This is a genomic window from Serratia symbiotica (assembly GCF_000821185.2).
GTDB classification, from domain to species: domain Bacteria; phylum Pseudomonadota; class Gammaproteobacteria; order Enterobacterales; family Enterobacteriaceae; genus Serratia; species Serratia symbiotica.
This window is the reverse complement of sequence record NZ_CP050855.1, coordinates 1310466-1337159: the sequence shown is the minus strand read 5'-3', so window position 1 is coordinate 1337159 and position 26694 is coordinate 1310466. Positions and strand designations below refer to the sequence as shown.

At 54.1% G+C, this 26694-nt stretch carries 22 protein-coding genes and 1 pseudogene; 11 read left to right on the top strand and 12 right to left on the bottom strand.

All coding sequences use genetic code 11. The annotated features are described in order from the left end of the window. Nucleotides 1-110 precede the first annotated feature (110 nt). The 6 genes from hemA to kdsA are packed head-to-tail and all read left to right on the top strand — an operon-like array spanning nt 111 to nt 5452. Nucleotides 111-1367: a glutamyl-tRNA reductase gene (gene hemA, locus SYMBAF_RS06710; RefSeq protein WP_040265800.1), complete on the top strand. Its 1257-nt coding sequence runs from the start codon at nt 111-113 to the stop codon at nt 1365-1367. A 37-nt stretch (nt 1368-1404) separates the two neighbouring features. Further along, nucleotides 1405-2490: a peptide chain release factor 1 gene (gene prfA, locus SYMBAF_RS06705; protein ID WP_006708105.1), complete on the top strand. Its 1086-nt coding sequence runs from the start codon at nt 1405-1407 to the stop codon at nt 2488-2490. Then, nucleotides 2490-3338 (top strand): peptide chain release factor N(5)-glutamine methyltransferase, encoded by an 849-nt coding sequence (gene prmC, locus SYMBAF_RS06700; protein ID WP_006708104.1) that lies wholly within the window; start codon nt 2490-2492, stop codon nt 3336-3338. Before prfA ends, prmC begins: the two co-directional genes overlap by 1 nt. A 35-nt stretch (nt 3339-3373) precedes the next feature. Further along, a complete protein-coding gene (locus SYMBAF_RS06695) occupies nt 3374-3760 on the top strand; it encodes a SirB2 family protein (RefSeq protein ID WP_006708103.1) in 387 nt (128 codons plus the stop codon). After that, entirely contained in the window at nt 3757-4566 is an 810-nt protein-coding gene (gene sirB1, locus SYMBAF_RS06690; RefSeq protein ID WP_040265802.1) for an invasion regulator SirB1, read from the top strand. Before SYMBAF_RS06695 ends, sirB1 begins: the two co-directional genes overlap by 4 nt. A gap of 31 nt (nt 4567-4597) precedes the next feature. Beyond that, the gene (gene kdsA / locus SYMBAF_RS06685; protein ID WP_040265804.1) at nt 4598-5452 is read left to right on the top strand and encodes a 3-deoxy-8-phosphooctulonate synthase; all 855 of its coding nucleotides are present in this window, start codon (nt 4598-4600) and stop codon (nt 5450-5452) included. A gap of 430 nt (nt 5453-5882) precedes the next feature. Here the strand turns inward: kdsA and mfd are convergent, their stop codons facing one another. Then, nucleotides 5883-9362, bottom strand: a complete 3480-nt coding sequence (mfd, locus tag SYMBAF_RS06680) for a transcription-repair coupling factor (RefSeq protein WP_040265806.1) — start codon at nt 9360-9362, stop codon at nt 5883-5885. Between the two features lie 303 nt (nt 9363-9665). On the opposite strand from mfd, the gene lolC reads away from it, so the two are divergent. Genes lolC through cobB form a run of 4 tightly spaced genes read left to right on the top strand, consistent with a single transcriptional unit; the run spans nt 9666 to nt 13713 of the window. Next, complete coding sequence (gene lolC, locus SYMBAF_RS06675; protein ID WP_040265807.1) at nt 9666-10868, top strand: lipoprotein-releasing ABC transporter permease subunit LolC; 1203 nt, start codon at nt 9666-9668, stop codon at nt 10866-10868. Continuing rightward, nucleotides 10861-11565 (top strand): lipoprotein-releasing ABC transporter ATP-binding protein LolD, encoded by a 705-nt coding sequence (gene lolD, locus SYMBAF_RS06670; protein WP_040265808.1) that lies wholly within the window; start codon nt 10861-10863, stop codon nt 11563-11565. Before lolC ends, lolD begins: the two co-directional genes overlap by 8 nt. Next, nucleotides 11565-12812: a lipoprotein-releasing ABC transporter permease subunit LolE gene (gene lolE, locus SYMBAF_RS06665; RefSeq protein ID WP_040265809.1), complete on the top strand. Its 1248-nt coding sequence runs from the start codon at nt 11565-11567 to the stop codon at nt 12810-12812. The genes lolD and lolE overlap by 1 nt, the downstream gene beginning before the upstream one ends. Nucleotides 12813-12855: 43 nt before the next feature. Further along, on the top strand, nt 12856-13713 hold the full coding sequence (gene cobB, locus SYMBAF_RS06660; protein ID WP_040265810.1) for a Sir2 family NAD+-dependent deacetylase: 858 nt from the start codon (nt 12856-12858) through the stop codon (nt 13711-13713). 279 nt (nt 13714-13992) lie between these two features. On the opposite strand, the gene potD is transcribed toward cobB, so the two are convergent. The 4 genes from potD to potA form a co-directional block, all read right to left on the bottom strand. After that, nucleotides 13993-15036 carry a spermidine/putrescine ABC transporter substrate-binding protein PotD gene (potD, locus tag SYMBAF_RS06655; RefSeq protein ID WP_040265811.1) on the bottom strand — a complete coding sequence of 348 codons (1044 nt, stop codon included), beginning with the start codon at nt 15034-15036 and terminating at the stop codon, nt 13993-13995. Between the two features lie 245 nt (nt 15037-15281). Next, a complete protein-coding gene (potC, locus tag SYMBAF_RS06650) occupies nt 15282-16064 on the bottom strand; it encodes a spermidine/putrescine ABC transporter permease PotC (protein WP_040265812.1) in 783 nt (260 codons plus the stop codon). After that, entirely contained in the window at nt 16061-16921 is an 861-nt protein-coding gene (gene potB, locus SYMBAF_RS06645; protein WP_040265813.1) for a spermidine/putrescine ABC transporter permease PotB, read from the bottom strand. The genes potC and potB overlap by 4 nt, the downstream gene beginning before the upstream one ends. Continuing rightward, nucleotides 16905-18020: a spermidine/putrescine ABC transporter ATP-binding protein PotA gene (gene potA, locus SYMBAF_RS06640; RefSeq protein WP_040265815.1), complete on the bottom strand. Its 1116-nt coding sequence runs from the start codon at nt 18018-18020 to the stop codon at nt 16905-16907. Before potA ends, potB begins: the two co-directional genes overlap by 17 nt. A gap of 226 nt (nt 18021-18246) precedes the next feature. Here potA and SYMBAF_RS06635 point away from each other — a divergent pair. Further along, a pseudogene (locus tag SYMBAF_RS06635) lies at nt 18247-18457 on the top strand (peptidase T); the annotation flags it as partial. Between the two features lie 28 nt (nt 18458-18485). Here the strand turns inward: SYMBAF_RS06635 and SYMBAF_RS06630 are convergent. From SYMBAF_RS06630 to rluE, 7 genes are all read right to left on the bottom strand, one after another. Further along, nucleotides 18486-19607 carry a ribosomal protein uL16 3-hydroxylase gene (locus SYMBAF_RS06630; RefSeq protein ID WP_040265817.1) on the bottom strand — a complete coding sequence of 374 codons (1122 nt, stop codon included), beginning with the start codon at nt 19605-19607 and terminating at the stop codon, nt 18486-18488. Between the two features lie 267 nt (nt 19608-19874). Continuing rightward, nucleotides 19875-21332 (bottom strand): two-component system sensor histidine kinase PhoQ, encoded by a 1458-nt coding sequence (gene phoQ / locus SYMBAF_RS06625; protein WP_040266255.1) that lies wholly within the window; start codon nt 21330-21332, stop codon nt 19875-19877. 5 nt (nt 21333-21337) lie between these two features. Continuing rightward, nucleotides 21338-22009 carry a two-component system response regulator PhoP gene (gene phoP, locus SYMBAF_RS06620; protein ID WP_040265818.1) on the bottom strand — a complete coding sequence of 224 codons (672 nt, stop codon included), beginning with the start codon at nt 22007-22009 and terminating at the stop codon, nt 21338-21340. Nucleotides 22010-22429: 420 nt separating this feature from the next. Then, nucleotides 22430-23806 carry an adenylosuccinate lyase gene (purB, locus tag SYMBAF_RS06615; protein ID WP_040265820.1) on the bottom strand — a complete coding sequence of 459 codons (1377 nt, stop codon included), beginning with the start codon at nt 23804-23806 and terminating at the stop codon, nt 22430-22432. Nucleotides 23807-23828: 22 nt separating this feature from the next. Beyond that, nucleotides 23829-24455 carry a high frequency lysogenization protein HflD gene (gene hflD, locus SYMBAF_RS06610; RefSeq protein WP_040265822.1) on the bottom strand — a complete coding sequence of 209 codons (627 nt, stop codon included), beginning with the start codon at nt 24453-24455 and terminating at the stop codon, nt 23829-23831. 382 nt (nt 24456-24837) lie between these two features. Then, nucleotides 24838-25938 carry a tRNA 2-thiouridine(34) synthase MnmA gene (gene mnmA, locus SYMBAF_RS06605; RefSeq protein ID WP_040265824.1) on the bottom strand — a complete coding sequence of 367 codons (1101 nt, stop codon included), beginning with the start codon at nt 25936-25938 and terminating at the stop codon, nt 24838-24840. A gap of 73 nt (nt 25939-26011) precedes the next feature. Further along, entirely contained in the window at nt 26012-26623 is a 612-nt protein-coding gene (gene rluE, locus SYMBAF_RS06600; protein ID WP_040265825.1) for a 23S rRNA pseudouridine(2457) synthase RluE, read from the bottom strand. Between the last annotated feature and the right edge of the window lie 71 nt (nt 26624-26694).

Here is a 26694-nt window from a genome sequence, read left to right as displayed (position 1 = left end):
CACAGTTAGTGATTGAATGCAAGATTCGGTTGTGGCTTTTATTGCTCCCGTGCATCAAGTAGAATGCCCTGCAACGAGAAACCATATCAAGATAAGTATTACTCTAGGCAATGACCCTGCTAGCGTTAGGTATTAATCATAAAACCGCTCCGGTTTCTCTGCGTGAAAGGGTGGCCTTCTCACCAGAGTCTCTCGATCAGGTGCTGACCAGTTTGCTCCAACAACCGTTGGTGCAGGGCGGTGTGGTGTTGTCTACCTGCAACCGCACCGAGCTGTACATTAGCGTAGAGCAACTGGAACATATCCACGAACACCTGGTTGCCTGGCTGTGTGAGTATCATCACCTTCGCCCCGAAGATGTGCAACAAAGCCTCTATTGGCATCACGATAACGACGCGGTCAGCCACCTGATGCGCGTGGCCAGCGGACTGGATTCGTTGGTATTGGGTGAGCCTCAGATCCTCGGGCAGGTGAAAAGAGCCTTCGCTGAATCCCAGCGTGGCCAGTCGCTCTCCGGTGAGCTGGATCGCCTGTTCCAAACTTCCTTCTCCGTCGCCAAACGCGTGCGCACCGAAACCGAAATCGGTGTTAACGCCGTATCTGTTGCCTTTGCTGCCTGTACACTGGCACGTCAAATCTTCGAATCGCTGGCCGATCTGAACGTGTTGCTGGTTGGTGCCGGTGAAACCATCGAGTTGGTCGCACGACATCTGCGCGAGCACAAAGTGCGGCATATGATCATTGCTAACCGTACCCGCGAACGTGCTCAAAGGCTGTCGGGTGAAGTCGGCGCGGAAGTGATCACCTTGCTGGAAATTGACCAACGTCTGGCGGATGCAGATATTATCATCAGCTCTACCGCCAGCCCGTTGCCGATCATCGGTAAAGGGATGGTGGAACGGGCGCTAAAAGCGCGCCGCTACCAGCCTATGCTGCTGGTGGATATCGCTGTGCCACGCGATATCGAGCCGGAGGTCGGCAAACTGGCTAATGCTTATTTGTACAGTGTGGACGATCTGCACGCCATCATCCATAACAACCTGGCGCAGCGTAAGGCTGCAGCGGCGCAGGCAGAAGTGATCATAGAGCAGGAAAGCACCAATTTTATGGCTTGGTTACGTTCGCAGGGGGCGGTGGAAATCATTCGTGATTACCGCTCGCAGGCCGAGCAAATTCGTGCGGGAATGGAAGCCAAAGCATTGGCCGCCATTGCACAGGGTGCCAATGTTGAACAGGTTATCCACGAGTTGGCGTATAGATTGACCAACCGTCTTATCCATGCCCCCACCAAATCCCTCCAGCAGGCTGCCAGCGATGGCGATGTGGAGCGGTTGCAATTATTACGCAACAGCCTCCGGCTGGATTAGCATTAGTTTTCTTAATTAACAGGGTCTAATACCACGCATGAAGCCTTCTATTGTTGCCAAACTGGAAGCGTTACAAGAGCGCTATGAAGAAGTGCAGGCGTTGCTCGGCGATGCTGGCGTTATTGCTGAGCAGGATCGGTTTCGTGCACTGTCGCGAGAATATGCACAATTGACTGATGTCAGCCGCTGCTTCCTTAAATGGCGTCAGATACAGGGGGATTTGGCGACGGCAGAAATGATGCAAGACGATCCAGAAATGCGCGAAATGGCGCAAGAAGAACTCAAGCAGGCCAAAGCGACAACCAAAGAACTGGAACAACAGCTACAAGTGCTGCTGTTGCCAAAAGATCCTGACGATGAGGGCGGCTGTTTCCTGGAAGTGCGCGCTGGTACCGGCGGCGATGAGGCGGCGATCTTTGCCGGCGATTTGTTCCGCATGTATAGCCGCTATGCCGAAACTCGCCGCTGGCGTGTAGAAATGATCAGCGCTAATGAGGGAGAACACGGTGGCTACAAAGAGGTGATCGCCAAAGTCTCTGGCGAGGGTGTCTATGGCCAATTGAAGTTTGAATCGGGTGGTCACCGTGTGCAGCGGGTGCCGGAAACCGAGTCTCAGGGGCGTATCCACACCTCCGCATGCACTGTGGCGGTGATGCCGGAAGTGCCAGAGGCTGAAATGCCGGACATCACTCAAAGTGATCTGAAAATCGACACTTTCCGCTCTTCTGGCGCGGGTGGTCAGCATGTTAATACCACCGACTCGGCGATCCGCATCACCCACCTGCCGACTGGCATTGTCGTGGAATGCCAAGACGAGCGTTCGCAGCACAAGAATAAGGCCAAGGCGATGTCGGTGCTCGGCGCACGTATCCGTGCTGCCGAAATGGCTAAACGCCAACAGGCAGAAGCCTCAACCCGCCGCAACCTGCTGGGTAGCGGTGATCGTTCTGACCGCAACCGCACCTACAACTTCCCGCAGGGGCGCGTGACCGATCACCGCATCAATCTGACACTGTATCGTCTGGACGAGGTGATGGCAGGCAAGCTGGACATGCTGATCCAACCGATCGTGCAGGAATACCAGGCCGACCAACTTGCCGCGCTGTCTGCTGAGCAGGAGTGATGGATTATCACCACTGGCTGAAAGCCGCCGCTGCCCGGTTAACGCACAGCGATAGCCCCAGACGCGATGCGGAAATCTTGCTGGGGTTTGTTACTGGCCGGGCCAGAACCTTTCTGCTGGCGTTCGATGAAACGCGACTGACGCCGCACCAGCAGCAGCAACTGGAAGCGCTGCTGGTACGTCGTGAACAGGGTGAACCAGTAGCCTATCTGGTCGGTGAGCGTGAATTCTGGTCGCTACCGCTGTCGGTTTCCCCTGCCACCTTGATCCCGCGCCCGGATAGCGAATGCCTGGTAGCACTGGCGCTGGAACGCCTACCGATCGCGTCATGCCACATTCTCGATCTTGGCACTGGCACGGGTGCCATCGCGCTAGCGCTGGCCAGCGAACGGCCAGATTGTACGGTCATTGGCGTTGATGTGCAGCCCGACGCGCTGGCACTGGCACAGCATAATGCGCGGAAGCTGACGATCAGCAATGTGCAATTCTTACAGGGTAACTGGTTCAGTTCACTGGCCCCCCAGCATTTTGCATTAATCGCCAGCAACCCGCCGTATATCGACGCTGACGACGCGCACCTGACGCAGGGCGATGTACGTTTTGAACCTGCCAGCGCGCTGGTAGCGGCGCAACAGGGGCTGGCGGATTTGGACGCCATCGTGCGCCAGGCACCGCAGCATCTGCAACCTCAGGGCTGGCTATTGCTGGAACACGGCTGGCAGCAGGGTCGCAGTGTGCGCGCGCTAATGCTGGCCGCTGGATTTATGGCGGTTGCCACTTACCGTGATTACGGCAACAATGAGCGCGTGACCCTCGGCCAGTGGCCATCCGCCGTGACCCAAAATTGATAATAACGAAGCGTAAGGCAATGTAAGGAAGCACCATGACCGCATACACTGTGTTGAAAGGTTGTCATTTGCTAACGGTTTTCATTAGTATCACCTTGTTTATGCTGCGTTTCTTTTGGCAGTGGCGTAAATCGGCTATCATGAATTGGCGTTGGGTTCAGGTTGCACCGCACCCTAATGACACACTGCTGTTTGCCAGTGGCATCATGCTGGTGGTGATATTCGGGTTTTATCCGTTGCTGGCTATGGACTCATGGCTGACCGAGAAATTGTTTGGCGTTATTATCTCCATCCTGCTTGGCTACGCCACCTTGGATATGAAGAGCAAAAGTCAGAAACTGTGCGTTCTGGCGTTGGGTTGCTTGTATCTGATAATTAAACTTGCCACGACGAAAATACCGTTTCTGATGGGATACCTATGAGCCGTATTGCGGATTTTGAATTTAACACCTCGCCACTGAGTGCCGGTGTGATCCTCGTGTCACAGTCTATACGGCGCGATTTTCCGGTGGCCGAGGTTGAGCGCAAGCTACAGCAGTTGGTCGATGAAGCGCGCGCAGCGATGCCGGATGATCTCAATCAGGAGCAGCAACTGGACGCACTTATTGAGCTTTTCTTCACTATCTGGGGTTTCGGCGGCGTTGGTGGTGTTTATCGCCTGTCCGATGCCATCTGGTTGGATAAGGTGTTGGAAGAGCGTCGGGGTACCCCGGTATCATTGGGCACCATTTTCTTGCATATCGCACACCAGTTGGATCTGCCGCTGATGCCGGTAATTTTCCCCACTCAGCTTATTTTACGTGCCGACTGGCTAGATGATGAAATGTGGCTGATCAACCCGTTGAACGGTGAAACGCTAAACGAGCATCAATTGGAAGTGTGGATCAAAGGTAGCTTGGGGCTGTGTGCTGAGTTGGAAGACAACGATCTCGACGAATCGGATAACCTCATGGTGGTGCGTAAGATGCTTGATGCTTTGAAAGCCGCCCTGATAGAAGAAAAACAGATGGAAATGGCACTGAGTGCCAGCGAAACCGCCTTGTGCTTTGACCCAGACGATCCTTACGAGATCCGTGACCGTGGGCTGATTTATGCCCAGCTTGAGTGCAACCATATCGCCATTTCCGACCTTAACTATTTTGTCGAGCAGTGTCCTGAAGATCCGGTGAGCGAAGTGATTAAATTACACATCTACACGATGGATCGGAAGCGAGTCACGCTGCATTAACTAATTGATTCGATTTACTTAAAGGCAAAGTATGAAACAGAAAGTGGTTAGTATTGGTGACATTAATGTAGCGAACGATCTGCCGTTTGTGCTGTTTGGTGGTATGAACGTGCTGGAATCGCGTGATATGGCGATGAGTCTCTGCGAGCACTACGTCACTGTGACGCAAAAACTGGGCATACCTTACGTTTTCAAAGCTTCTTTTGATAAAGCTAACCGTTCTTCCATCCACTCGTACCGGGGGCCGGGGCTGGAAGAAGGGATGAGGATTTTCGAAGAAATCAAAAAAACCTTTGGCGTGAAAATTATCACCGATGTTCATGAAGCGGCGCAGGCACTGCCGGTGTCTGAAGTGGTAGACGTGATCCAGCTACCGGCATTCCTGGCGCGCCAGACTGATTTGGTGGCAGCGATGGCGAAAACTGGCGCGGTAATTAACGTGAAGAAACCGCAATTTGTCAGCCCTGGTCAAATGGGCAATATCGTCGATAAATTCAAGGAAGGCGGTAACGATCAGGTGATCTTGTGCGATCGTGGCAGTAACTTTGGCTACGACAACCTGGTAGTTGACATGCTGGGCATCAACGTGATGAAGAACGTAACCGGTGGGCATCCAGTGATCTTCGATGTGACCCATGCGCTGCAAACCCGCGATCCGTTCGGTGCTGCTTCTGGCGGGCGTCGTGCACAAGTGACTGAGCTGGCGCGCGCTGGCATGGCGGTTGGTCTGGCTGGTCTCTTCATTGAGGCGCACCCGGAACCGAACAGTGCCAAGTGCGACGGGCCGTCCGCGCTGCCGTTGGACAAGCTGGAGCCATTCCTGGTGCAGATGAAAGCGATCGACGATCTGGTGAAGCACTTCCCGGCATTAGATACCAGTAGCTAGGCGCTATTATCGCTGGCTCTGCTGGGTGGCTATAACCGGGAGAACTGTGGAATTGCTGAGCGTGTCGGGAATGGAGCACGTTTTAAGTAGGGATGCCAAAGCGTTCCTGACAAAACAATTAACTCTGATGGCAAAGAGACATACATTTGGAATAAAAAAATATCGGCAGAAAGATAGATACATAGGGGGCTTTGCCCCCTTCAATGACCTCTCTTAGGAACATAAATTTTAAAACAAGCACGCCTACAGGGATAGGCTCCTACTTTAACCAACTGACTCCCCTGGTATGAAAGGTGTGCAGCATGCCGATTGTCGTGGCAAGCAGTTCGATACTTTCTTACCCTCTTCGGGATGTCCGCCTCGCCGGAGGAGAGCCAGTAGAACACCCGTTACTATCATCGGGTGAATCAGCCTGCGACAGGAGGGAGGGCTAAGTCGATAGCACCAGCCTGTGCGCCAAGAAGGTGCTTAGCAGATCTTTAGTAAACTTCAGCCGCGTCTGGCGATCGCTCAAATCGAGCATAAACTTTAATTTGCTTGGTCCGTCGAGGCGATATACCTGTGGATTGCTTTGCAGCAGGCCGATCAGGTAACCCGGATCGACACAGTTGTTGTCGCCGAACTCAATAAATCCGCCATGCTCATTACCCTCAATGCGTTTGATCCCCAGCATTTGTGCGTGCTGGCGCAGCGCTGCGCTTTGCAACAGGTTGCGCGCCGGTTCTGGCAGCACGCCGAAACGGTCAATCAGCTCCACCTTTAGCTCTTCCAGATCGTTGCCATTTTTGGCGCTGGCAATGCGTTTATAGAACGATAAACGGGTATTGACGTCTGGCACGAAGTCGTCCGGCAGCAGGGTTGGCATGCGTAACTCTACTTCCGCCTGGCTACTGGTGAGATCTTCCAGCGACGGTTCGCGGCCATTTTTCAGTGCGTCAACTGCGCTTTCCAGCAATTCCATATACAACGAGAAGCCGATGGTGGTCATCTGGCCGCTCTGATCTTCTCCCAACAACTCGCCTGCACCACGAATTTCTAGATCATGGGTGGCTAGCGCGAAGCCAGCACCCAGATCCTCCAGCGAGGCGATAGCTGCCAACCGTTTTTGCGCATCGGCGCTCATGGCTTGCGGATGGGGTGTTAGCAGGTAGGCGTAAGCCTGATGGTGTGAACGCCCGACACGGCCTCGCAACTGGTGCAGTTGTGCCAGCCCAAAGCGGTCGGCGCGCTCGATAATAATGGTATTGGCGCTGGCAATATCGATGCCGGTTTCGATAATGGTGGTGCAAACCAGCACGTTGAAGCGTTGATGGTGGAAATCGTTCATCACCCGCTCCAAATTGCGTTCGCGCATCTGACCGTGGCCGATGGCGATACGCGCTTCTGGCACCAGTTCCGCTAGCTTTTGCGCGGCCTTCTCGATGTTCTCCACATCGTTGTACAGATAATAAACCTGCCCGCCACGTAGTACCTCACGTAGGATCGCTTCACGCACCATCAGGCTGTCATATTCGCGTACGAAGGTTTTTACTGCCAGACGGCGTGCGGGTGGGGTGGCGATAATAGACAGGTCGCGCATGCCGCTCATCGCCATATTCAAGGTGCGTGGAATGGGGGTGGCAGTCAGCGTTAGAATGTCTACGTCGGCGCGCATCGCTTTGATGCGCTCTTTATGGCGCACGCCAAAGCGGTGCTCTTCATCGACGATCAGCAATCCCAGGTCTCTCCAGCACAGATCGCCTTGTAACAGCTTGTGGGTGCCGATGATGATATCCACCTTGCCGGTGGCCGCAGCGTCAAGTACCTGCTGCTGTTCTTTGGCGCTGCGAAAGCGTGACATCATTTCAATGCGGATCGGCCAGGTGGCGAAGCGATCACGAAAGTTGTCGAAGTGCTGCTGTGCCAGCAGGGTCGTGGGCACCAACACCGCCACCTGTTTACCGTTTTCTACCGCCAGGAAGGCGGCGCGCATCGCCACCTCGGTTTTACCGAAGCCGACATCGCCGCACACCAGACGATCCATGGCTAACGGCTGGCACATGTCGCTCAGTACAGCGTTGATGGCCTGCTGCTGATCAGGTGTGGTCTCAAAGGGGAAGGTTTGGCAGAAAAGCTGATACTGTTCACGGTTGTGCTTAAAAGAGAAGCCTGTTTTGGCGACGCGCTGGGCGTAGATATCCAGCAGTTCGGCGGCCACATCCCGCACCCGCTCGGCGGCCTTCTGCCTTGCGCGTGTCCAGGCATCGCCGCCCAACTTGTGCAACGGGGCATTTTCGTCGGCACCGCCAGCATAACGGCTGATCAGGTGCAGCGAAGAAACTGGCACATACAGCTTGTCTTCGCCAGCGTAGGATAGGATCAGATATTCGGCCTTAATACCCCCGGCCTCCAGCGTGGTCAGACCGACATAGCGGCCAACACCGTGCTCCAGGTGCACCACTGGTTGACCTGGATGCAACTCCGCCAGGTTGCGGATCAGCGTATCGGTGTTGATGGTGCGGCGATTGTCCTGCTGGCGGCGGCTGACCCGTTCGCCCAACAGATCGCTTTCGCAGATTAGCGCCCGGTTGCGCATGCTATCGAAGAAACCGCGTTCGCAAGCGCCGACCATCATATAGCGGCCTGTCGGCTGTGCCTGATCGAGGTGCTGGATCAACGAGGTACCGAGTTTGATACCACCGAGTAGATCCTGTAGCGTCTCGCGCCGGCCCTCACTCTCGACCGAGAAAATTACACTGCCGTCAAAGTCTGCGACAAAGCGGTGCAAATTGTCCAACGGCAGTTTGTTTTGAGCCTGCACCGCCAGATCGGGCAGGGCGCGGTAGCCCAAGTTGGTGTTACCCGCCTGGGCCGCTAGATCTACGGTTTCTAACGCTATGCGCGGCCAGGCTTTTAGTTCGCCGAATAATGCATCGACGCGTAACCACAGGGTATCCGGTGCCAGCAGCGGACGCATCGGATCGATGCGGCGGCTTTGGTAACGCTGGCTGATGTCCTGCCAGAAGCGCGTGGCGGCGTTTTCAAGGTTGCCGGTGTTGACGATCAAGGTGTTGGCTGGCAGATAACTGAACAGTGATGGCAGCGGTTGGCTGAAGAACAGCGGTTGCCAATATTCGACACCGGCAGGCCAGGTACCTTTGCTGACTTGCTGGTAAATATGCTCAGGATCACGGCGCACGTCAAATTGCTCACGCCATTGACTGCGGAATAGCTCGATGGCGTTTTTGTCGGTTGGGAATTCATGGGCCGGTAGCAGGTTGATGGCGTCGACCTCGCTCAGCGTGCGCTGGCTGTCGACCTCGAAGGTGCGCAGGCTGTCGATTTCGTCGTCGAAGAAGTCAATACGGTATGGCTCTTCGCTGCCCATTGGGTAGAGATCGAACAAGGCACCCCGGGTGGCGAATTCGCCATGCGCCATCACTTGCGCGACGCTGCGGTAACCGGCCTGTTCCAATTGGCTGCGCAGCTTATCGCGTGACAGGCGCTGGCCTTTTTTCAACACTAACGCATAACCATGCAGAAATTCATGCGGACAGACGCGCTGCATTAGGGTATTGACCGGCAAAATGATCACCCCGTGCGCCATGGTAGGCAGATGATACAGGCTCGACAGGCGGGCAGAGATGATGTCCTGATGTGGCGAGAAGCCATCATAGGGTAGGGTTTCCCAGTCGGACAGCGTGGTGACCCTTTGATCGGTAAACTGCTGGATCTCGTCGCGCAGCCGTAGGGCATTTTGCATGTCTGGGGCGATCAGCATCACTGGCCCGTTATGGCGTTCGACGATTTCGGCGCATTCCACGGCGCAGGCTGAACCGAACAACTGTCCTAATCGGCGCAGATCACCTGCGCGTTTGGGGAGAGAATAACGGTGCGATGAGGAACAGCTGCGGCTATTGGAAATGCTCATTCAAGTATCTTTAATCATCGTGTTGGATTGCGCCCGGCAGCAATAATCAATAAAGCGCCTTAAATTGTGCGCTATAGTAGTCCAGCAGTCAGCAAACTGACACAGTTAAAAATGCCACAATCAGGTTTTTAACCTAAAACTTAATCGGTTAACGGCCAGGATTTTGTTCGGCCAGGCCGGTTTTGCCTGAGTTTCGGCCAGCGCTGTCAGTGGAATAAAAGGCCACCGGGTGTTCCCTTGGCGCGGGAGAGCCTTTATTATCGATGATTACATTGCTTTAACCATGGCAACAAAACGGATTTCATGTATCAACCTGTCGCGTTATTCATTGGCCTGCGCTACATGCGCGGGCGTGTCTCAGACCGCTTCGGGCGGTTTGTTTCCTGGCTGTCCACCATCGGCATCACCTTGGGAGTGATGGCGATGGTTACCGTGCTCTCGGTGATGAACGGTTTTGAAAAGGATCTGGAAAACAACATCCTTGGCTTAATGCCACAGGCTTTGATCACCAGTAAACAGGGGTCGATTAATCCTCAGTGGCTACCCGCCTTGGCAGTTCAAGGGCTGAAGGGCGTCAGCCGCGTTGCGCCATTGACCACTGGCGATGTGGTGCTGCAAAGCGCCCGCAGTGTAGCGGTTGGCGTCATGCTCGGTGTCAACCCGGACGAAGCCGATCCCTTGACCCCTTATCTAGTCAATATCAAACAGCAGCAACTGCAACCGAACCACTACAACATCATTATTGGTGAGCAGTTGGCCAGCCAGCTCGGCGTCAAGCGCGGCGATTCGCTTCGGCTAATGGTGCCGAGTACCAGCCAGTTCACGCCAATGGGCCGCATTCCCAGCCAACGGCTGTTCACCATTATCGGCACCTTTCATGCCAACAGCGAGGTGGACAGCTATCAGTTGCTGGTCAACCAGCAGGATGCATCGCGCCTGATGCGTTATCCGGCTGGCAACATTACAGGCTGGCGTCTGTTCCTACAGCAGCCGCTGATGGTTGATACCCTTAGCCAGCAGACGCTGCCACAAGGAACTGAATGGAAAGACTGGCGTGAGCGCAAAGGCGAACTGTTCCAGGCGGTGCACATGGAGAAAAACATGATGGGGCTGCTACTTAGTCTGATCGTGGCGGTTGCCGCGTTCAACATTATCACTTCGCTGGGTTTACTGGTGATGGAAAAACAGAGCGAGGTAGCGATCCTGCAAACCCAAGGCCTGACTCGCGGCCAGATCATGGCGGTGTTTATGGTGCAGGGCGCGAGTGCTGGCATCATAGGTTCACTGATCGGCACGCTGTTCGGTGTGCTGCTGGCCAGCAATCTGAATAACCTGATGCCAGTCCTTGGCGCATTGATTGATGGCGCTTCGTTACCAGTAGCGGTTGATCCGCTACAAGTGACGTTCATTGCCGTGGTGGCAATGGCGTTGTCTTTGATATCCACGCTCTACCCTTCATGGCGTGCTGCCACCGTACAACCTGCTGAGGCTTTACGTTATGAGTAACCTTCGTTTGCTGCAGTGTGACAACCTGTGCAAGAGCTATCAGGAAGGTAACCTGCACACCGATGTGTTGCGCAATGTCAATTTTGCCATGCAGCCCGGCGAGATGATGGCGATCGTCGGTAGTTCGGGTTCCGGTAAAAGCACCTTGCTGCACCTGCTGGGTGGGTTGGATTCACCGAATGCTGGCGAGGTGATCTTCAAAGGCCTATCGTTGAATCGCATGTCTTCGGCGGCCAAGGCGGAACTGCGCAACCGCCAGCTCGGCTTTATCTATCAGTTTCACCACCTGCTGCCAGACTTTACCGCGTTAGAGAATGCCGCCATGCCGTTGCTAATCGGTGGCACCCATACCGCACTGGCGCAGCAGAAGGCGATGGAGATGCTGGCGGCGGTTGGGCTGGAGAAGCGCAGCAAACATCGCCCCTCTGAACTGTCAGGCGGTGAGCGCCAGCGTGTGGCGATCGCCCGTGCGCTGGTCAACAACCCAGCGTTGGTGTTGGCGGACGAACCGACCGGTAACCTGGATAAACGCACCGCAGACAGCATCCTTGATTTATTGGGTGAGCTGAACGTGCGCCAGGGTACGGCATTTTTAGTCGTGACCCATGATTTGCAGTTGGCCAAGCGCCTCAGCCGCCAACTGGAAATGGTCGATGGCCATCTTCAGACGCCATTAACTCTGTTGGGGGGCGAGTAATGGCGTGTGCGTCACTTTCCTTCCTGACGGCTCTGCGCTTTAGTCGTGGCCGCAAGCGCGGCGGCATGGTATCGCTGATTTCGGTTATCTCCACCATCGGCATTGCGTTAGGGGTAGCAGTACTGATCGTTGGCCTGAGTGCGATGAACGGCTTCGAACGTGAACTACAAAACCGTATTCTGGCGGTAGTGCCTCATGGTGAGATCGAAGCGGTGAATCAGCCGCTTCAGGGTTGGCTGTCTATGCTACGGCGGGTGGAGAAAGTGCCGGGCATTCTGGCCGCTGCGCCTTACATCAATTTTACTGGCCTGATGGAAAACGGCGTACAACTGCATGCGGTACAGATCAAAGGGGTAAACCCGCAGCAGGAAAATCAGCTCAGCGCGTTGCCACAGTTCGTACAGGGCGATGCCTGGATTAATTTCAAGGCTGGCGAACAGCAGGTGATCCTGGGTAAGGGCGTGGCAGATGCGCTGGGTGTCAAACGGGGTGCTTACGTCACGGTGATGATCCCCAACAGCGATCCTGAACTGAAGCTACTGCAACCTAAGCGCATCCGCCTGCATGTAACTGGCATTATGCAACTTAGCGGCCAATTGGATCATGGCCTGGTGCTGGTGCCACTGGGCGATGCGCAACAGTATCTCGACATAGGTGACGGCGTCACTGGTATCGCCATCAAAGTGAGCCAGGTGTTCGCCGCCAACAAACTGGTGCGCGATGCTGGGGAGGTGACTGATGCTTACGTCTACATCAAGAGCTGGATCAGTACTTATGGTTATATGTACCGCGATATTCAGATGATCCGCGCCATTATGTATCTGGCGATGGTGCTGGTGATCGGCGTGGCTTGCTTTAATATCGTTTCCACATTGGTGATGGCGGTGAAGGACAAGAGCGGAGATATCGCGGTGCTGCGCACTCTAGGTGCTAAAGATGGCTTCATCCGTGCCATTTTTATTTGGTACGGCCTACTGGCTGGGTTAGTGGGGAGCCTGAGCGGCGTGGTGGTAGGGGTGGCCGTCTCACTACAACTGACCACTATCACCAAGGGCGTGGAAAAACTGATCGGTCATTCATTCCTATCGGGCGACATTTACTTCATCGACTTTCTGCCTTCTGAGCTGCATTGGCCGGATGTGGTGATCGTGCTGGCGACAGCCCTCGTGCTCAGCCTGCTGGCCAGTTGGTATCCTGCCAGACGTGCCAGCCGTATCGATCCGGCGCGTGTGTTAAGCGGGCAATAATCAAAATGCAGGCAGAGAAGCTGCCCTATTTAGGAGGAAATGAATGCACACTCGCCATCGGCTGTGTCAGTTTCGCAAGAGTAAGCATGTGCTGCATCAGCGTTTTCGTTCACGTATTTTTTATCGTGATATCATGGCGGTGGCCGAGCTGAAAAAGCCATTTGTGGTGGTGTTGACCGGGGCTGGCATCTCCGCCGAATCGGGTATTCGTACTTTCCGCACGGCAGATGGGCTGTGGGAACAGCACCGGGTGGAGGACGTCGCCACGCCGGAAGGCTATCAGCGCAATCCGGTATTGGTGCAGGAGTTTTATAACGCGCGCCGCCGCCAGCTACAGGCCGCAGAGGTTGCGCCCAACGCTGCGCACCGCGCGCTGGCAGATCTGGAAGCGTGGATGGGGGAAAACTTCCTGCTGGTTACTCAGAATATCGATAACCTGCATGAACGCGCGGGTAACAAGCGGGTGCTGCATATGCATGGCGAGTTGTTGAAGGTGCGCTGCACCCATTCAGGCCAGGTGTTCGACTGGTCTGAAGATCTCAGCGTTGAGGATCGTTGCCACTGCTGCCAGCTCTCGGCACCGCTGCGTCCTCATGTCGTGTGGTTTGGGGAAATGCCGCTGGGTATGGACGAAATCTATCAGGCGTTGGCTAAGGCTGATTTCTTTATCGCCATTGGTACCTCTGGCCATGTCTATCCGGCGGCAAGCTTTGTGCAGGAGGCACGGTTGGCAGGGGCTTACACCATGGAATTGAACCTGGAACCCAGCCAGGTGGAAAACCAGTTTAACGAAAAGCATTACGGCCCAGCCAGCGAGGTGGTGCCGCATTTCGTGCACAAATTCTTGGTGGGCAAGGTGGCGCGGGCAGATCGGGATCTCCCTGAGAACCTATCCTATTAGGCGTACATTGTTGCAGCCAGTTTGGACTAGGATCGTACGCAACAACCGCAGCGTACAGGGAGTCCTTGAGGATGGTGAGCACTGCCCAGAGGGCCGAAATGGCGAAAAAATAGCCTGGTGAAATAGGTTCTTAGTTTGCTGCCGATGTAGATCATTGCGCCTTGATTTGGCACTCTCTTTCGCGCCAAACGGCAAAGTTTTAGCGTTTTCTCGGCTAAGCAAGAGAATTAACCTAGATCAGAGGAATGAGGGGCGAAGTGATCGCCCGGTCAAGGTCGCTTAGCGCCCAGCTTTCAATTTCTGGAAGTAGTTTTCGTACAGCCTGCTGGCATCGCCCACATCATTTTGCCATTCGCCGTTGTTGATCACCGCTTCATCGGGGTACAGCGATTTGTCGTTAGCGACTTTAGGCGAGAGTAGCTTTTTCGCTGCCAGATTAGGTGTGGGGTAACCGATAGTTTCTGCTAGCTGTGCTGCAATATCCGGCCGTAGCAGGAAGTTGATCAGCTCTAGCGCCCCCGTAACATTCTGTGCGTTTGCCGGGATCGCCAGGCTGTCCATCCAGAAGATGCCGCCTTCCTTTGGCCAGACGACCTCCAGCGGAGTGCCCGCTTGGCGCGCCACGAACGCAGAGCCGTTCCATACCATCCCCAGATTGACTTCCCCTTCTATAAATGGATTGCCTGGGTTATCGGAGTTAAAGGCCAGCACGTTTGGCATTAGCTTCTGCAACTCATGGTAGGCGGCCTCGATCTGTTTGGCATCCCTGGTGTTGCCTGAGTAGCCTAGCTTGCGCAGCGCTATTTGAAACACATCACGCGCGTCGTCGATCAGCAACAGACGCCCCTTATATTGTGGCTGCCAGAAATCAGCCCAGGTGGTGATGGTGGTGGGATCGATCGCATCTGTGTTGACGCCAATGGCTGTAGCGCCCCAGATAAAAGGGATTGAATAGTCATTGTCAGGATCGAAAGGTTTGTTCAGCAGGTTGGGGTTTAAATCCTTGAAGTGGCTGAGCTTGCTCTTGTCGATCTTTTGTAGCATACCTTCCTTGCTCATCTTGGCGATAAAGTAGGTGGAAGGTACCACCAAATCGTATGCGCCATCCTTGTAAGTTTTCAGCTTGGCGTACATGCTTTCATTGGATTCGTAGGTTGAGTAAATCACTTTGATGCCGGTTTCTTTGGTGAACTGCTCAAGCAGTCCCGGCGGAACGTATTCTGTCCAGTTATAGAAGTACAGCGTTTTGCCATCAGAGGCATTTGCAGAGCCTAGGCTCAGCGCCATCATCCCGGCTACCAACAAGTGTGACCACTTTTTCATGCAGCATGTCCTTCAACAGTATTGAGTTGATCCGGTATGCGCCGCCACCTGTAACGGTGCGCCATACCCCAGAAAGGGTGATTATAGGTACCGGGACGTAGTGGGTAAAGTCGGTGCCACCGGGCGATGTAACGCTGGCGTACTTTTCCTTGGTTTGCACGCCAACACAGCGGGATAGACGAGCAAGCGCAAACCACCACAGGGCGCTACTCATCCGACGTTGGGGTGCCGCAGCACCCAGAACGTTATTGGATTTTAGGGCTGCGGTCACGCATCACCCATTGGCTGGCAATCACCAGCACCAAGGACAGCAGCAGCAGGATGGTAGCCAGGGCGTTGACCTCCGGCGACACACCGACCTTCACCATCGAATAGATCTTCAGCGGCAAGATCTCATAGCCAGGGCCGGTAACGAACGAAGAGACTACCACGTCATCCATGGATAAGGTGAAGCTCAGCAGCCAGCCAGACGCCACTGCTGGCGTCGCCAGCGGCAGGATAATCTGGCGCAGGATGGTGACTTCGCCGGCACCGAGATCGCGTGCCGCTTCGAGCATCTTCACGTCAAACCCCTTCAGCCGCGAGTAGACGGTAACCACCACAAACGGCAGACAGAAGGTGATGTGCGAGAACAGCAGCGACCAGAAACCGAGCGAAATCCCCAGCAGCATAAACAGCACCAGCAGGGAAATGGCCATCACAATATCTGGCGACATCATCACCACAAACAGCATACCGTTCACAAAGGGTTTGCCGCGAAAACGGTAACGATACAGCGCTACTGCGGCCAGCGAGCCGATCAGTGCGGCGAAAGTAGCGGACAGTACCGCCATGGTCAACGAGTGACCCGCCGCTTGTAGTAGGCTGTCGTTGTTGAATAAAATGCTGTACCAATGGGTGGTAAAACCCTGCCAACTGAAGCCAAAGCGCGAAGCGTTGAACGAGTTAACGATCAGGATAATGATCGGAACATACAAATAGGCGTAAACCAGGGCCATGAACCCACCGCGCAGCAGACGCCTAATCATACCAGCCCCTCTTGCCTGTTCAGCAGCTGGGTGACCCGGTAATAAACCAGTAATAATAGCCCCATCGCCAGTGTTAAACAGATGCTGGTGGCCGCACCAAACGGCCAGTCGCGAATATTGAGGAACTGGCTTTTAATCACGTTACCGATCAGTAGGTTCTTGGCCCCCCCCAGCAGATCCGCCACGTAGAATACGCCCATGGCTGGCAGCAGCACCAGCAGGCAACCAGCGATGATGCCTGGCATGGTCAGCGGCACTATAATGCGGATAAAAGTCTGTAGCTTGTTGGCACCGAGATCGCGCGCTGCCTCCAGACAGGGCTTGTCCAGCTTTTCGATGCTGGAGTAAAGCGGCAGCACCATAAACGGCAACAGAATGTACACCAGCCCAAGGATCACTGCCCCTGAGGTGTACATGATACGCAGCGGTTGGTCGATCAGCCCGATGTTTAGCAGTGCATCGTTGAGGTAGCCACGGGTACTGAGGAATAGCTTTAGGCCGTAAACGCGGATCAGTGAGTTGGTCCAGAAGGGCACGACCAATAGAAACAATAACAGGGGTTGCAGCTTCTGCGGTAGGCGCGCCAGGATAAAGGCGAACGGATAACCGAGCGCCAGGCAGCACAAGGTGGCAATCAGCGCCATATTTAACGAATGCAACAGCACCTGCACGTACAGCGGATCGAGTAGCCGGCTGTAGTTGTTGAGCGTAAACACCCCCTGCACCAGAGTAGCGTCGTCGCGGGTGAGAAAGCTGGTGCCAATAATCATTAGATTCGGCAAGAAGACGAACAGCAATAGCCAAACTACCACGCCGACGATCACCGCATTTTGAAATACTTTACGCGATTTCTTCATCAGCCAGCACCACCTCCCAGCTTTCGACCCAAGTCACGGCCACCTTTTGGTTCAGCGAGCGGTTGACATCCGGATCGTCTCCGTTAAAGAATTCGCTGACCATTACCATCTTGCCATTCTCCAGTTTGACCACTGATTCCAGCGTCATGCCTTTGTAGTTGCGCTCACGTACATAGCCGATCAGACCATCCGGCTGTGCACCGTCGTTCACTGCCTCCACCCGTAGGTCTTCTGGGCGCAGCAATACCTTCAGCCGCTGGCCTGCTTCAACCGGCAGTTCGGCATAGATGTCGCACTCGCGACCTTCGACATCAGCACGTACCCGCCGTGGATCAAGGCGCTGCAATACCACGGCGTCAAAGGTGTTGATCTCGCCGATAAAGCGCGCGACGAACAGGTTCTTTGGCTCCTCGTAAATTTCGCGCGGTGTGCCGTCCTGCTCAATGCGCCCGTCACGCATCACCACGATGCGGTCTGACAGGGTCAGCGCCTCTTCTTGATCATGGGTGACGAACACGAAGGTGATGCCCAGTTTGCGTTGTAGTGCCTTCAGTTCGCTTTGCATTTGCTTGCGCAGCTTGTAGTCCAGCGCTGATAGCGACTCGTCCAACAGTAGCACCTTCGGCTTATTGACCACGGCACGAGCGATAGCCACCCGCTGCTGCTGACCACCGGAAAGCTGGCCTGGACGGCGCTGGGCGAACTTATCTAATTGCACCATGCGTAGTGCCTCATCGACGCGGGGCGTCAGTTCGGCTGCCGGGATTTTCTGCATCCGCAAGCCAAAGGCGACGTTTTCAAACACCGTCATATGCGGGAACAAGGCGTAGCTTTGGAATACGGTATTGACGTGACGCTGCTCGGCGGGGATGGCGGTGATGTCTTGGTCATCAAGCAGGATGCGTCCTTGATCGACAGTCTCCAATCCAGCGATCAAACGTAGCACTGTGGTTTTACCACAGCCGGAAGGGCCGAGAATAGTAAGGAATTCACCGTGGTTAATTGTTAGGTTGAGATCGGCAATGATCGTTTTACCGTCGAACTCTTTGCTTAGGGCATGCAGTTCAATAAGAGGTATCAGAGAGGATTTCTCAGTCATTTATAGTGTCACTCTATCCCGTGGTCTAATGCAGATAGAACCGCAACTGGAAAAGACTGCCGAAGCTTCTAGGGTTGCCCCAATGATTGAATGGAGCTTCAAAACCAGTTGCGCCAATAGAAAACTTTAGAGCGCGCATGATAGACGCTGAAAGGCGGAATTGAAAGCCGTTCCGGCTCAGTGTCGCTTATTTCATCATGATGCGACACATAATCCCAGCAATGCCTGCTTTATCGCACCGAGGGTAAAGCCGATCTGCGGTGGCACCAATGGCACCCAATTGCATTCTGTCGTGTCCAAATTTGTTTATCGGCGGTTACAATTGCCTCGGTGTGTCACTGGTGGGGATGGAACAGGCAGTGGCAGTAATCATCAGCGCAGAGCGGGAAAATAGCGTTAAATCCCATAAGCACCTACGGCACTACCCTGAAAGCTGACAGTGCCGCCACCTTCTCAGCGCTAGGATCAGTGGGTGAAATACCAATATCCGCTGTTCACCAACATGGCCAGCAGCGCCATAAATGACGGATCGTCCACTGCTTCGCCAAGCAAGGCTGCATCAACACTGAAGTTATGGCACAACGCATCTACTGCTGGCAAGTGATCGGTGTCGATTACCTCACCATTGATGAAGCATTGACCGCCGATGCGCAGTACACGCAGTCCGCCTAATCGCTGAAGCGATTCACCTTGTTGCAGCAATTGGTAAATTTCACTGATTTGATAGGGCGGCTCCAGCGGTGCGATATCCAACTCGTGGCGTGACTGAGAGATGAACTCGCCGAACCATTGCTGAAAGTGTTGCGGTTGCTGCACCAGCTCCAGCATCATTTGCCGCAGGGTATCGACTTCATGCGGCAGCACGTCAGCCGGGAGTTCACGCAGCTTGATGTCCGGGTCGCTGTAGCGCCTGCTGCCCAAATCGTGTGCTAACACATAGTCGGCAAAGTCACTGATCAGTTCGCGGCCATTCGGTGCACGAAAGCCCACTGAATAGTTCAGCGCATTTTCCAGCGCATATCCTTCATGGGGGAAACCCGGTGGGATATACAGAATGTCGCCCGGTTCCATCTCTTCGTCGATAATGGCACCAAAGGGTTCAACCTGTAGCAGATCCGGGTGCGGAATGTACTGCTTCATTGGCACCTTTTCGCCCACGCGCCAACGACGGCGACCAACGCCTTGAATAATAAACACATCATATTGATCGAGGTGTGGGCCTACGCCGCCGCCCGGCATCGAGAAGGAGACCATTAAGTCATCCATCCGCCAGTCCGGCAGTTGGCGGAACGGCCGCATCAGCGCACTGGAAGGCTGATGCCAGTGATTGACCGCCTGCACCAGCAGCGACCAGTTATTCTCGCCAAGGTGGTCAAAGTTCTCGAAGGGACCGTGCGCCACCTGCCAATGACCATCATGATGGCTGATCAGACGGCTGTCTACATCGTTTTCCATCGCTAACCCGGCCAACTCATCCGGGGAGAGTGGATCGATAAAGTTTTTGAAGCCGCGTTTCAGAACCACCGGACGCTTTTGCCAATAGCGTTGCAAAAAATCGTCCCAGTCCAGATCTAATCGATAATCCATTTTCTATTCCAACACAGTGGAGTGAGCCTAAAGTGCGATTATAACGGAAGTTTGGGCCGCTGGATCGGTACCTGCACGAGAGAATTTACCCGTGCAGGCCCTTTGAATAGCAAGCAGCCACCGAAAGACAGTGGCTGAAATTTAGCGGCAGGGCATGACGTGCTTGCCTGTGAAGGAACGATGCAGCCAGGTCGCCCGATGAAGCACAGACCCACTGAGGTGAGCCAGACGCTGTAGGGTGTCTCGCTCTTTTGGGCCGGGAGAATGTCAATCGTGATGATGGGAATCATGCTGACGGGCGAAGGTCACTTGCATGCGTGCGCCACCGAGCGGGCTGTCGCTGATGGTGATCTGGCCGTCATATTGCTCGATGATCTCCGCTGCCACCGACAGGCCGAGGCCCTGGCCGGGGCGCAGCGTATCGACACGCTGGCCACGTTTGAAAATCAGCGCGCGCTTGCTTTCCGGAATGCCTGGGCCGTCGTCGTCGATGACAATAGTGAGGTTTTTATCGGAGTGCAGCGAGGTGATTTCCACAAACTCCAGGCAATATTTACAGGCGTTTTCCAGCACGTTACCCATCACTTCCATAAAGTCGTTCTTCTCCCCCATAAAGGTCACTTCTGGCGAGATATCTAGCGTTATCACCACCCCTTTACGCTGATAGACTTTGTTCAGCGCTACTGTGAGGCTGTCAAGTAGCGCTGGCGCTGAGTGGATCTCGCGCGTCAGCATCGTTTGCCCTGAGTTGATGCTGGCTCGGTGCAGGTAGTAGCCGATCTGCTGCGAGATGCGGCCGATCTGATCCAGCATGATCGGTTCGGCTTCCTCAATGGTGGTCTGCTTGCTGGAACGCAGCGATCGCAGGGTCGTTTGCAGCACCGCCAGTGGCGTTTTAAGGCTGTGGGTCAAATCGGACAGCGTAGTATGGTATTTGGTGTAACGCTGGCGTTCGTTGCGTACCAAAATATTCAGGTTGCGCACTAGCCCGCGTAGCTCGCTGGGGGGGTTCTCGTCCAACTGCTCCCGCTCGCCATTCTCCAACTCGCCAACCTGATTGACCAGCGTCTTGATTGGCCGCAAGCTCCAGTAGGCTGCTAACCACAGCAACGGCACCACCAGCAGTAGGTTGGCCAGTAATACATAGCTGAACCATTCCCACACCACATCGGAGCGATGCAGCTCTTGTGGAATACTATCGACGACCACGACGGTTAGCGCCGGTAGGTGCTCGGTGGCGGCGTATGTGCTGATCGCCACTGAGTGGGTGAGTGCATTCTTATCGGTGTTGTTATAACCTTTCAACTGATTTTGCGCTTTGGGGTTGTTGCCCAGCACTTCACTACTGATACGGGTATCGGTATCGATCTCGTAGAAACCTGACTCCCTGAGCCATTCTTTGTTAATCAGCTTTTCCAATTCCGGCACTCTGCGCTGGTTCCACAACAGGTTGCCCTTTTCGTCGTAAATAAAGACCAAAGTAGGGAAATTAAGGTCGATATCAGGGGGAACGGCGATGGTGAGGTTATTGTCTTTCCATTGTGCCAAGCTAAAGAACAGGTTGCTTTCGCCGCGTAGCAGACGAAAGGCGGTTTTGTCGAAACTGACGATATAACCCACTACCGCCACCAAGCCGTAAGACAGAGACAATGCTAGGATCACGCCAGCAGTCGCCATTAAAAAGCGGGCGCGCAATGAAAACGGTTTTATATCCTTATTAAGCATGCTGCTCATTTCACATCAAAGCGATAGCCTTGGCCACGCACGGTAGTGATCACGTCCTGCGGATATTCTGCCTGTACTTTTTTGCGCAGGCGACCCATCAGCACATCGATAGTATGGCTTTCGCGCAATTCGGCGTCCGGATACAGTTGTAGCATCAACGAATCTTTGCTGACCACTTTGCCGGCATTGCGGATCAGCGTCTCAATAATGGTGTATTCAAAGGCAGTCAATTTGATGTTCTGCTCATTAACGCTCAGTTCGCGGCGAGACAGATCGATCTGGAACGGCGGCAGCACAATAATCTGGGAGGCCAAACCGCTGTTACGGCGCATCAGCGCCTGAATGCGAGCGATCACTTCTTCTAAATGAAACGGCTTGGTGACATAGTCGTCAGCACCGGCCTCCAGTACTGCCACTTTGTCCTGCCAGCTTTCGCGCGCGGTCAGAACCAGAATCGGCAATTTCATTTGGTGAGCGCGCCAGCGTCGGATCAGGCTAAGGCCGTCTTCGCCCGGCAGTCCAAGATCAACAATGGCAATATCTGGCGCATGTTCTTGCAGGAAGTAATCGGCTTCTTTTGCGTCTTCAGCAGCATCAACCTGATGACCCATTTCACGCATCTGAACGGAAAGGTGGTGGCGTAATAAACCATTATCTTCGACAACCAGTATTCGCACGGTGAACTCCTATGGATATGCGGGTGAACAGGCCTGGCACCCACGTTATAAAAGGTAACACGCTTTCTGGCGAACACGCACGGACACCTTATCCATTCGAAGTTATGGTAGATATAGCCTGCTTTGTTCGCAAGGTAAGCGGAAAAAACGTTATTGATTTTTGCTCGGACTCATTATCGGCAACGGCTGATAAACGCTGAATAAACAGTTTTGGTGCAAAGTTTAATGAAATTTAAACTTAGCGTTTCATCCAAAGGTGTATGTGAGAGCAGAATTTTTGCAGATAGCCAGGGGATGACGGGCATGCCTGAAGTGTAGGGCAAGTTGAACTATCGGCATAAAAAATCCGGAAACCAACAAGGTTTCCGGATAATTTCACTGCCACTGGTTCCAACTTATATTGGCTCGGCGATTACCTGGTTATCGCGCATTTAGCTCGCTGACCAAGGTAGCGGCACGGCCGATATAGTTGGCCGGTGTCATCGCCTTCAGGCGGGTTTTTTCTTCTTCCGGCAATGCCAGAGCATCGATAAATGCCTGCATGCCAACCGCATCCACGCGCTTACCACGGGTCAGCTCTTTCAGTTTCTCATAGGGCTTTTCGATGCCGTAGCGGCGCATCACAGTCTGGATCGGCTCGGCCAGCACTTCCCAGTTGTGATCCAATTCGTTGAGCAGGTGCGCCTGATTTACTTCTAGCTTATTGATGCCTTTCATGGTCGCCTGATAGGCGATCAGCGCATAGCCCAGGCCAACGCCGAGGTTACGCAGCACGGTGGAATCGGTCAAGTCGCGCTGCCAGCGGGAAACGGGCAGTTTGCTGGCCAAGTGGCCCAGCACTGCATTGGCCAGGCCCAGATTACCTTCGGAGTTTTCGAAGTCGATCGGGTTGACTTTGTGCGGCATGGTGGAGGAACCGATCTCACCGGCGATAGTTTTTTGCGTAAAGTGGTTCAGGGCGATGTAGCCCCAAATATCGCGGTCAAAGTCGATCAAAATGGTATTAAAGCGTGCCATGCAATCGAACAGTTCGGCGATATAGTCGTGCGGCTCTATCTGGGTGGTGTATGGGTTCCAGGTTATGCCCAAAGAAGTGACGAAGGTTTCGCTGAACGAGTGCCAGTCCACTTCCGGGTAGGCAACGATATGGGCGTTGTAGTTGCCGACCGCGCCGTTGATTTTACCCATGATCTCCACATGCGCCAACTGACGAAACTGGCGTTCCATACGGTAGGCCACATTAGCGAACTCTTTACCGACGGTAGATGGGGTAGCCGGCTGACCATGGGTGCGAGACAGCAAAGGAATGTCGCGATATTCCAGCGCCAGGCTTTTGATCGCGTCGATAATTTTGCGCCAGTAAGGCAGCACCACATCTTGACGCGCGGTTTGCAGCATCAGCGCGTGCGACAGGTTATTGATATCTTCTGAGGTACAGGCGAAGTGGATGAACTCGGACACTGCATGCAGGGCAGGGATCGTCGCCACTTTTTCCTTCAGGAAATACTCGACCGCTTTCACATCGTGGTTGGTGGTGCGCTCGATGGTCTTGATACGCTGTGCGTCTTCTTCGCTGAATTCCTCGACAATTTTGTCGAGGAAAGCGTTGGTGTTGGTATCAAAAGCGGGAACTTCCTTGATTTCTGCACAGGCGGCCAGTTTTTGCAGCCAACGTACTTCTACCTGCACACGGAATTTTAGCAGACCGTATTCGCTGAAAATGGTGCGCAGTGCGCTGACTTTATCACCGTAGCGTCCATCAACGGGTGAAATGGCGGTCAGTGAGGATAATTCCATCGGTAGCAACTCCTGGGATCTATTAACAATCAGCAATGATATTTTGTGCCTGCTTAAGCAGACGATGACGGGAAAACATGAGCTGCAGGCGGCTACCGCCAACCTGTTGCCACAACACCGCTGCGCGGATGCCCGCCAGCAGGACGGCGCGAACCTTGGACTGCACCTGTGGATTCTGCAAGATCGCCGACGAACCGATAACCTGAATGCGCGGACCGAGCGGGCTGACTACATCGACATACATGCCAGCCAGCGCGCTGATGATCGTGTCTGACTCAAGGTCAAAATGTGCCAACTGGCGATCGAGCTGGCTGAGACGATCGCCAAGGGTTTGCATTGCCTGTTTATTGGCGTGGAGCTTGCGTTCCAACACCATCAGGCTGAGGGTGTAGCGGGTCAGTTCAGCCCCCGCCCCTTTATTACTGACGTTGAGTACGGCCATCAGCGTTTCGAGGCCGACCTTAAGTTTGCGCTCTTCGCCGCCGAATACCGCTAACGTGGAAGGGGAGTCCATTTGTAGCAGGCTGCTTAGTGAGGTATGAAGGGCTTTGTGATCACATTGCCCTTGGTGTGCCAACTGCTGAACCAGCCGTGCTGACTGACTAATTCCAGCTATCGCCAGCGTGATGTCATAATAATTCTTCGCCACGGCTACTCCTGTAAACACGGTTAATGGTACATGGCTTACTCTATAAAATTATGTGTATCGAAAGGGTGACGGCAGTGGCTACAGATCGGTGATGATCGGCCATGGCTGTAACAACAACGATGACAACAAATGTTACAGATCATGCCACAAAATCAGGGCTAAACCCAGTGCCTAGTACGCCGACGCTAAGGCAGAGCTGCCGTGTGACGTGGAGCAGCGCAAAAACCGGCATGCTCTGGCGGGGGACACAGGCATATTGTAGTGGTCAGTTCTTCTCGCACTGATCGTGTCGGAACTATTAGAGCTTGTGCCTGATTGGGTAATTAAACATTTTAAATAAAGGTGTTCAGGGGCTGCGGTGATTGCAGCACCTGACCCTGTTTTACGTCAGACGTTGTTCGATAATGCCGCCTCCAAGGCAGATTTCTCCCTGATAAAACACGGCAGATTGGCCTGGAGTCACGGCAGCTACTGGCTCGTCGAATCGCACTTCGATGCGCTGATCGTCAAGTGGGGTAACGCGGCAGAGGATGTCCTGCTGGCGATAGCGGGTTTTCACCGTGCAACGGAATGGCTCACTGCGCGGCATGCGATCAACCCAATGCAGTTGTTGCGCGATTAGGCCAGCGGACATCAAACGCGGGTGGTCATGCCCCTGCGCGACGACCAGCATATTGTTGGCCACATCTTTGTCCACCACGTACCACGGCTCCTCGCTGCTGTCTTTCATGCCACCGATGCCTAGCCCTTTGCGCTGGCCCAGGGTGTGATACATCAGCCCCTGGTGCTTGCCGACGGTCTGGCCATCAACGCTGACGATTAAGCCTGGCTGAGCGGGCAGATAACGCCCTAGAAAGTCGCGGAACTTGCGCTCGCCAATAAAGCAAATGCCGGTAGAGTCCTTCTTCTTGGCAGTGACCAGCGCCAACTGCTCGGCGATGCAACGCACTTGCGGTTTTTTCAGCTCGCCGACCGGGAACAGGCTTTGCGCCACCTGCTCGTGGCTCAGCGTGTACAAGAAGTAACTTTGGTCTTTGTTACTGTCGATACCGCGCAGCAGGCGGCTTTTACCGTCGACATCCTGGCGGCGCACGTAGTGGCCGGTGGCAATAAAGTCAGCGTCTAGATCTTCTGCGGCGAATTCCAGGAAGGCTTTAAATTTGATCTCTTTATTACACAAAATATCTGGGTTAGGTGTGCGACCTGCTTGGTACTCTTCCAGGAACAGCTCAAACACGTTGTCCCAGTATTCCGCCGCGAAGTTCACCGTATGCAGCTTGATGCCCAGCTTGTCACATACCGCTTGCGCATCGGCCAAATCGGCCGCTGCTGAGCAGTATTCTTCATCATCGTCCTCTTCCCAATTTTTCATAAACAGCCCAGCGACCTGATAGCCCTGCTGCTGTAACAAATAGGCAGTAACGGAAGAATCGACGCCGCCGGAGATGCCGACGATGACTTTTTTCTGGCTGTTGTCTGACATGGGAGTCTCATGAACCGGCTGATAAAAACAAGCGCAGGATTTTATCACGTCGGGTATGTGGGCGCACGGCCCTTCATAGGGAATCAAGATTTTTCCATTCACCGGGTTGCAGCTCACCTAATGAAAGGTTGCCCATACTGTAGCGAATCAGGCGCAGGGTAGGGAAACCGATATGTGCCGTCATGCGTCGTATTTGACGGTTTCGGCCTTCGAACAGAGTGATTTTCAGCCAAGTGGTGGGGATTGATTTGCGTTCGCGGATCGGTGGATTGCGCGGCCACAGCCATTGCGGTTCGTCCACCCGTTCCACTATAGCGGGTAAGGTGGGGCCGTCTTTTAAGGTGACGCCGTGGCGCAAGGGTGTCAGATCGCGATCTTGCGGCACGCCTTCTACTTGCACGAAGTATACCTTACCGATGCGTTTGCCCGGTTGGGTGAGCTGCGCCTGCAACTTACCCTCGTTGGTGAGCACCAACAGCCCTTCACTGTCGCGATCCAAACGCCCGGCGGCGTAAACGTCGGTAAAGGGAATAAATGCTTTCAAGGTGGTGCGACCGGCTGCATCGGTGAACTGTGGCAGCACATCAAATGGCTTGTTGAATAATACCACTCGGTACAGATCTTGCGCTGCCACATGCTTGCTGAATCGTTTAAATTTTTGATTTTTAATAAATATTTTATTCATGGCAGTTGAGATTATGGCTGATAAGGGCATTATAACCGAATCTATTTCGGATTGGATCGGGCGGAATATTC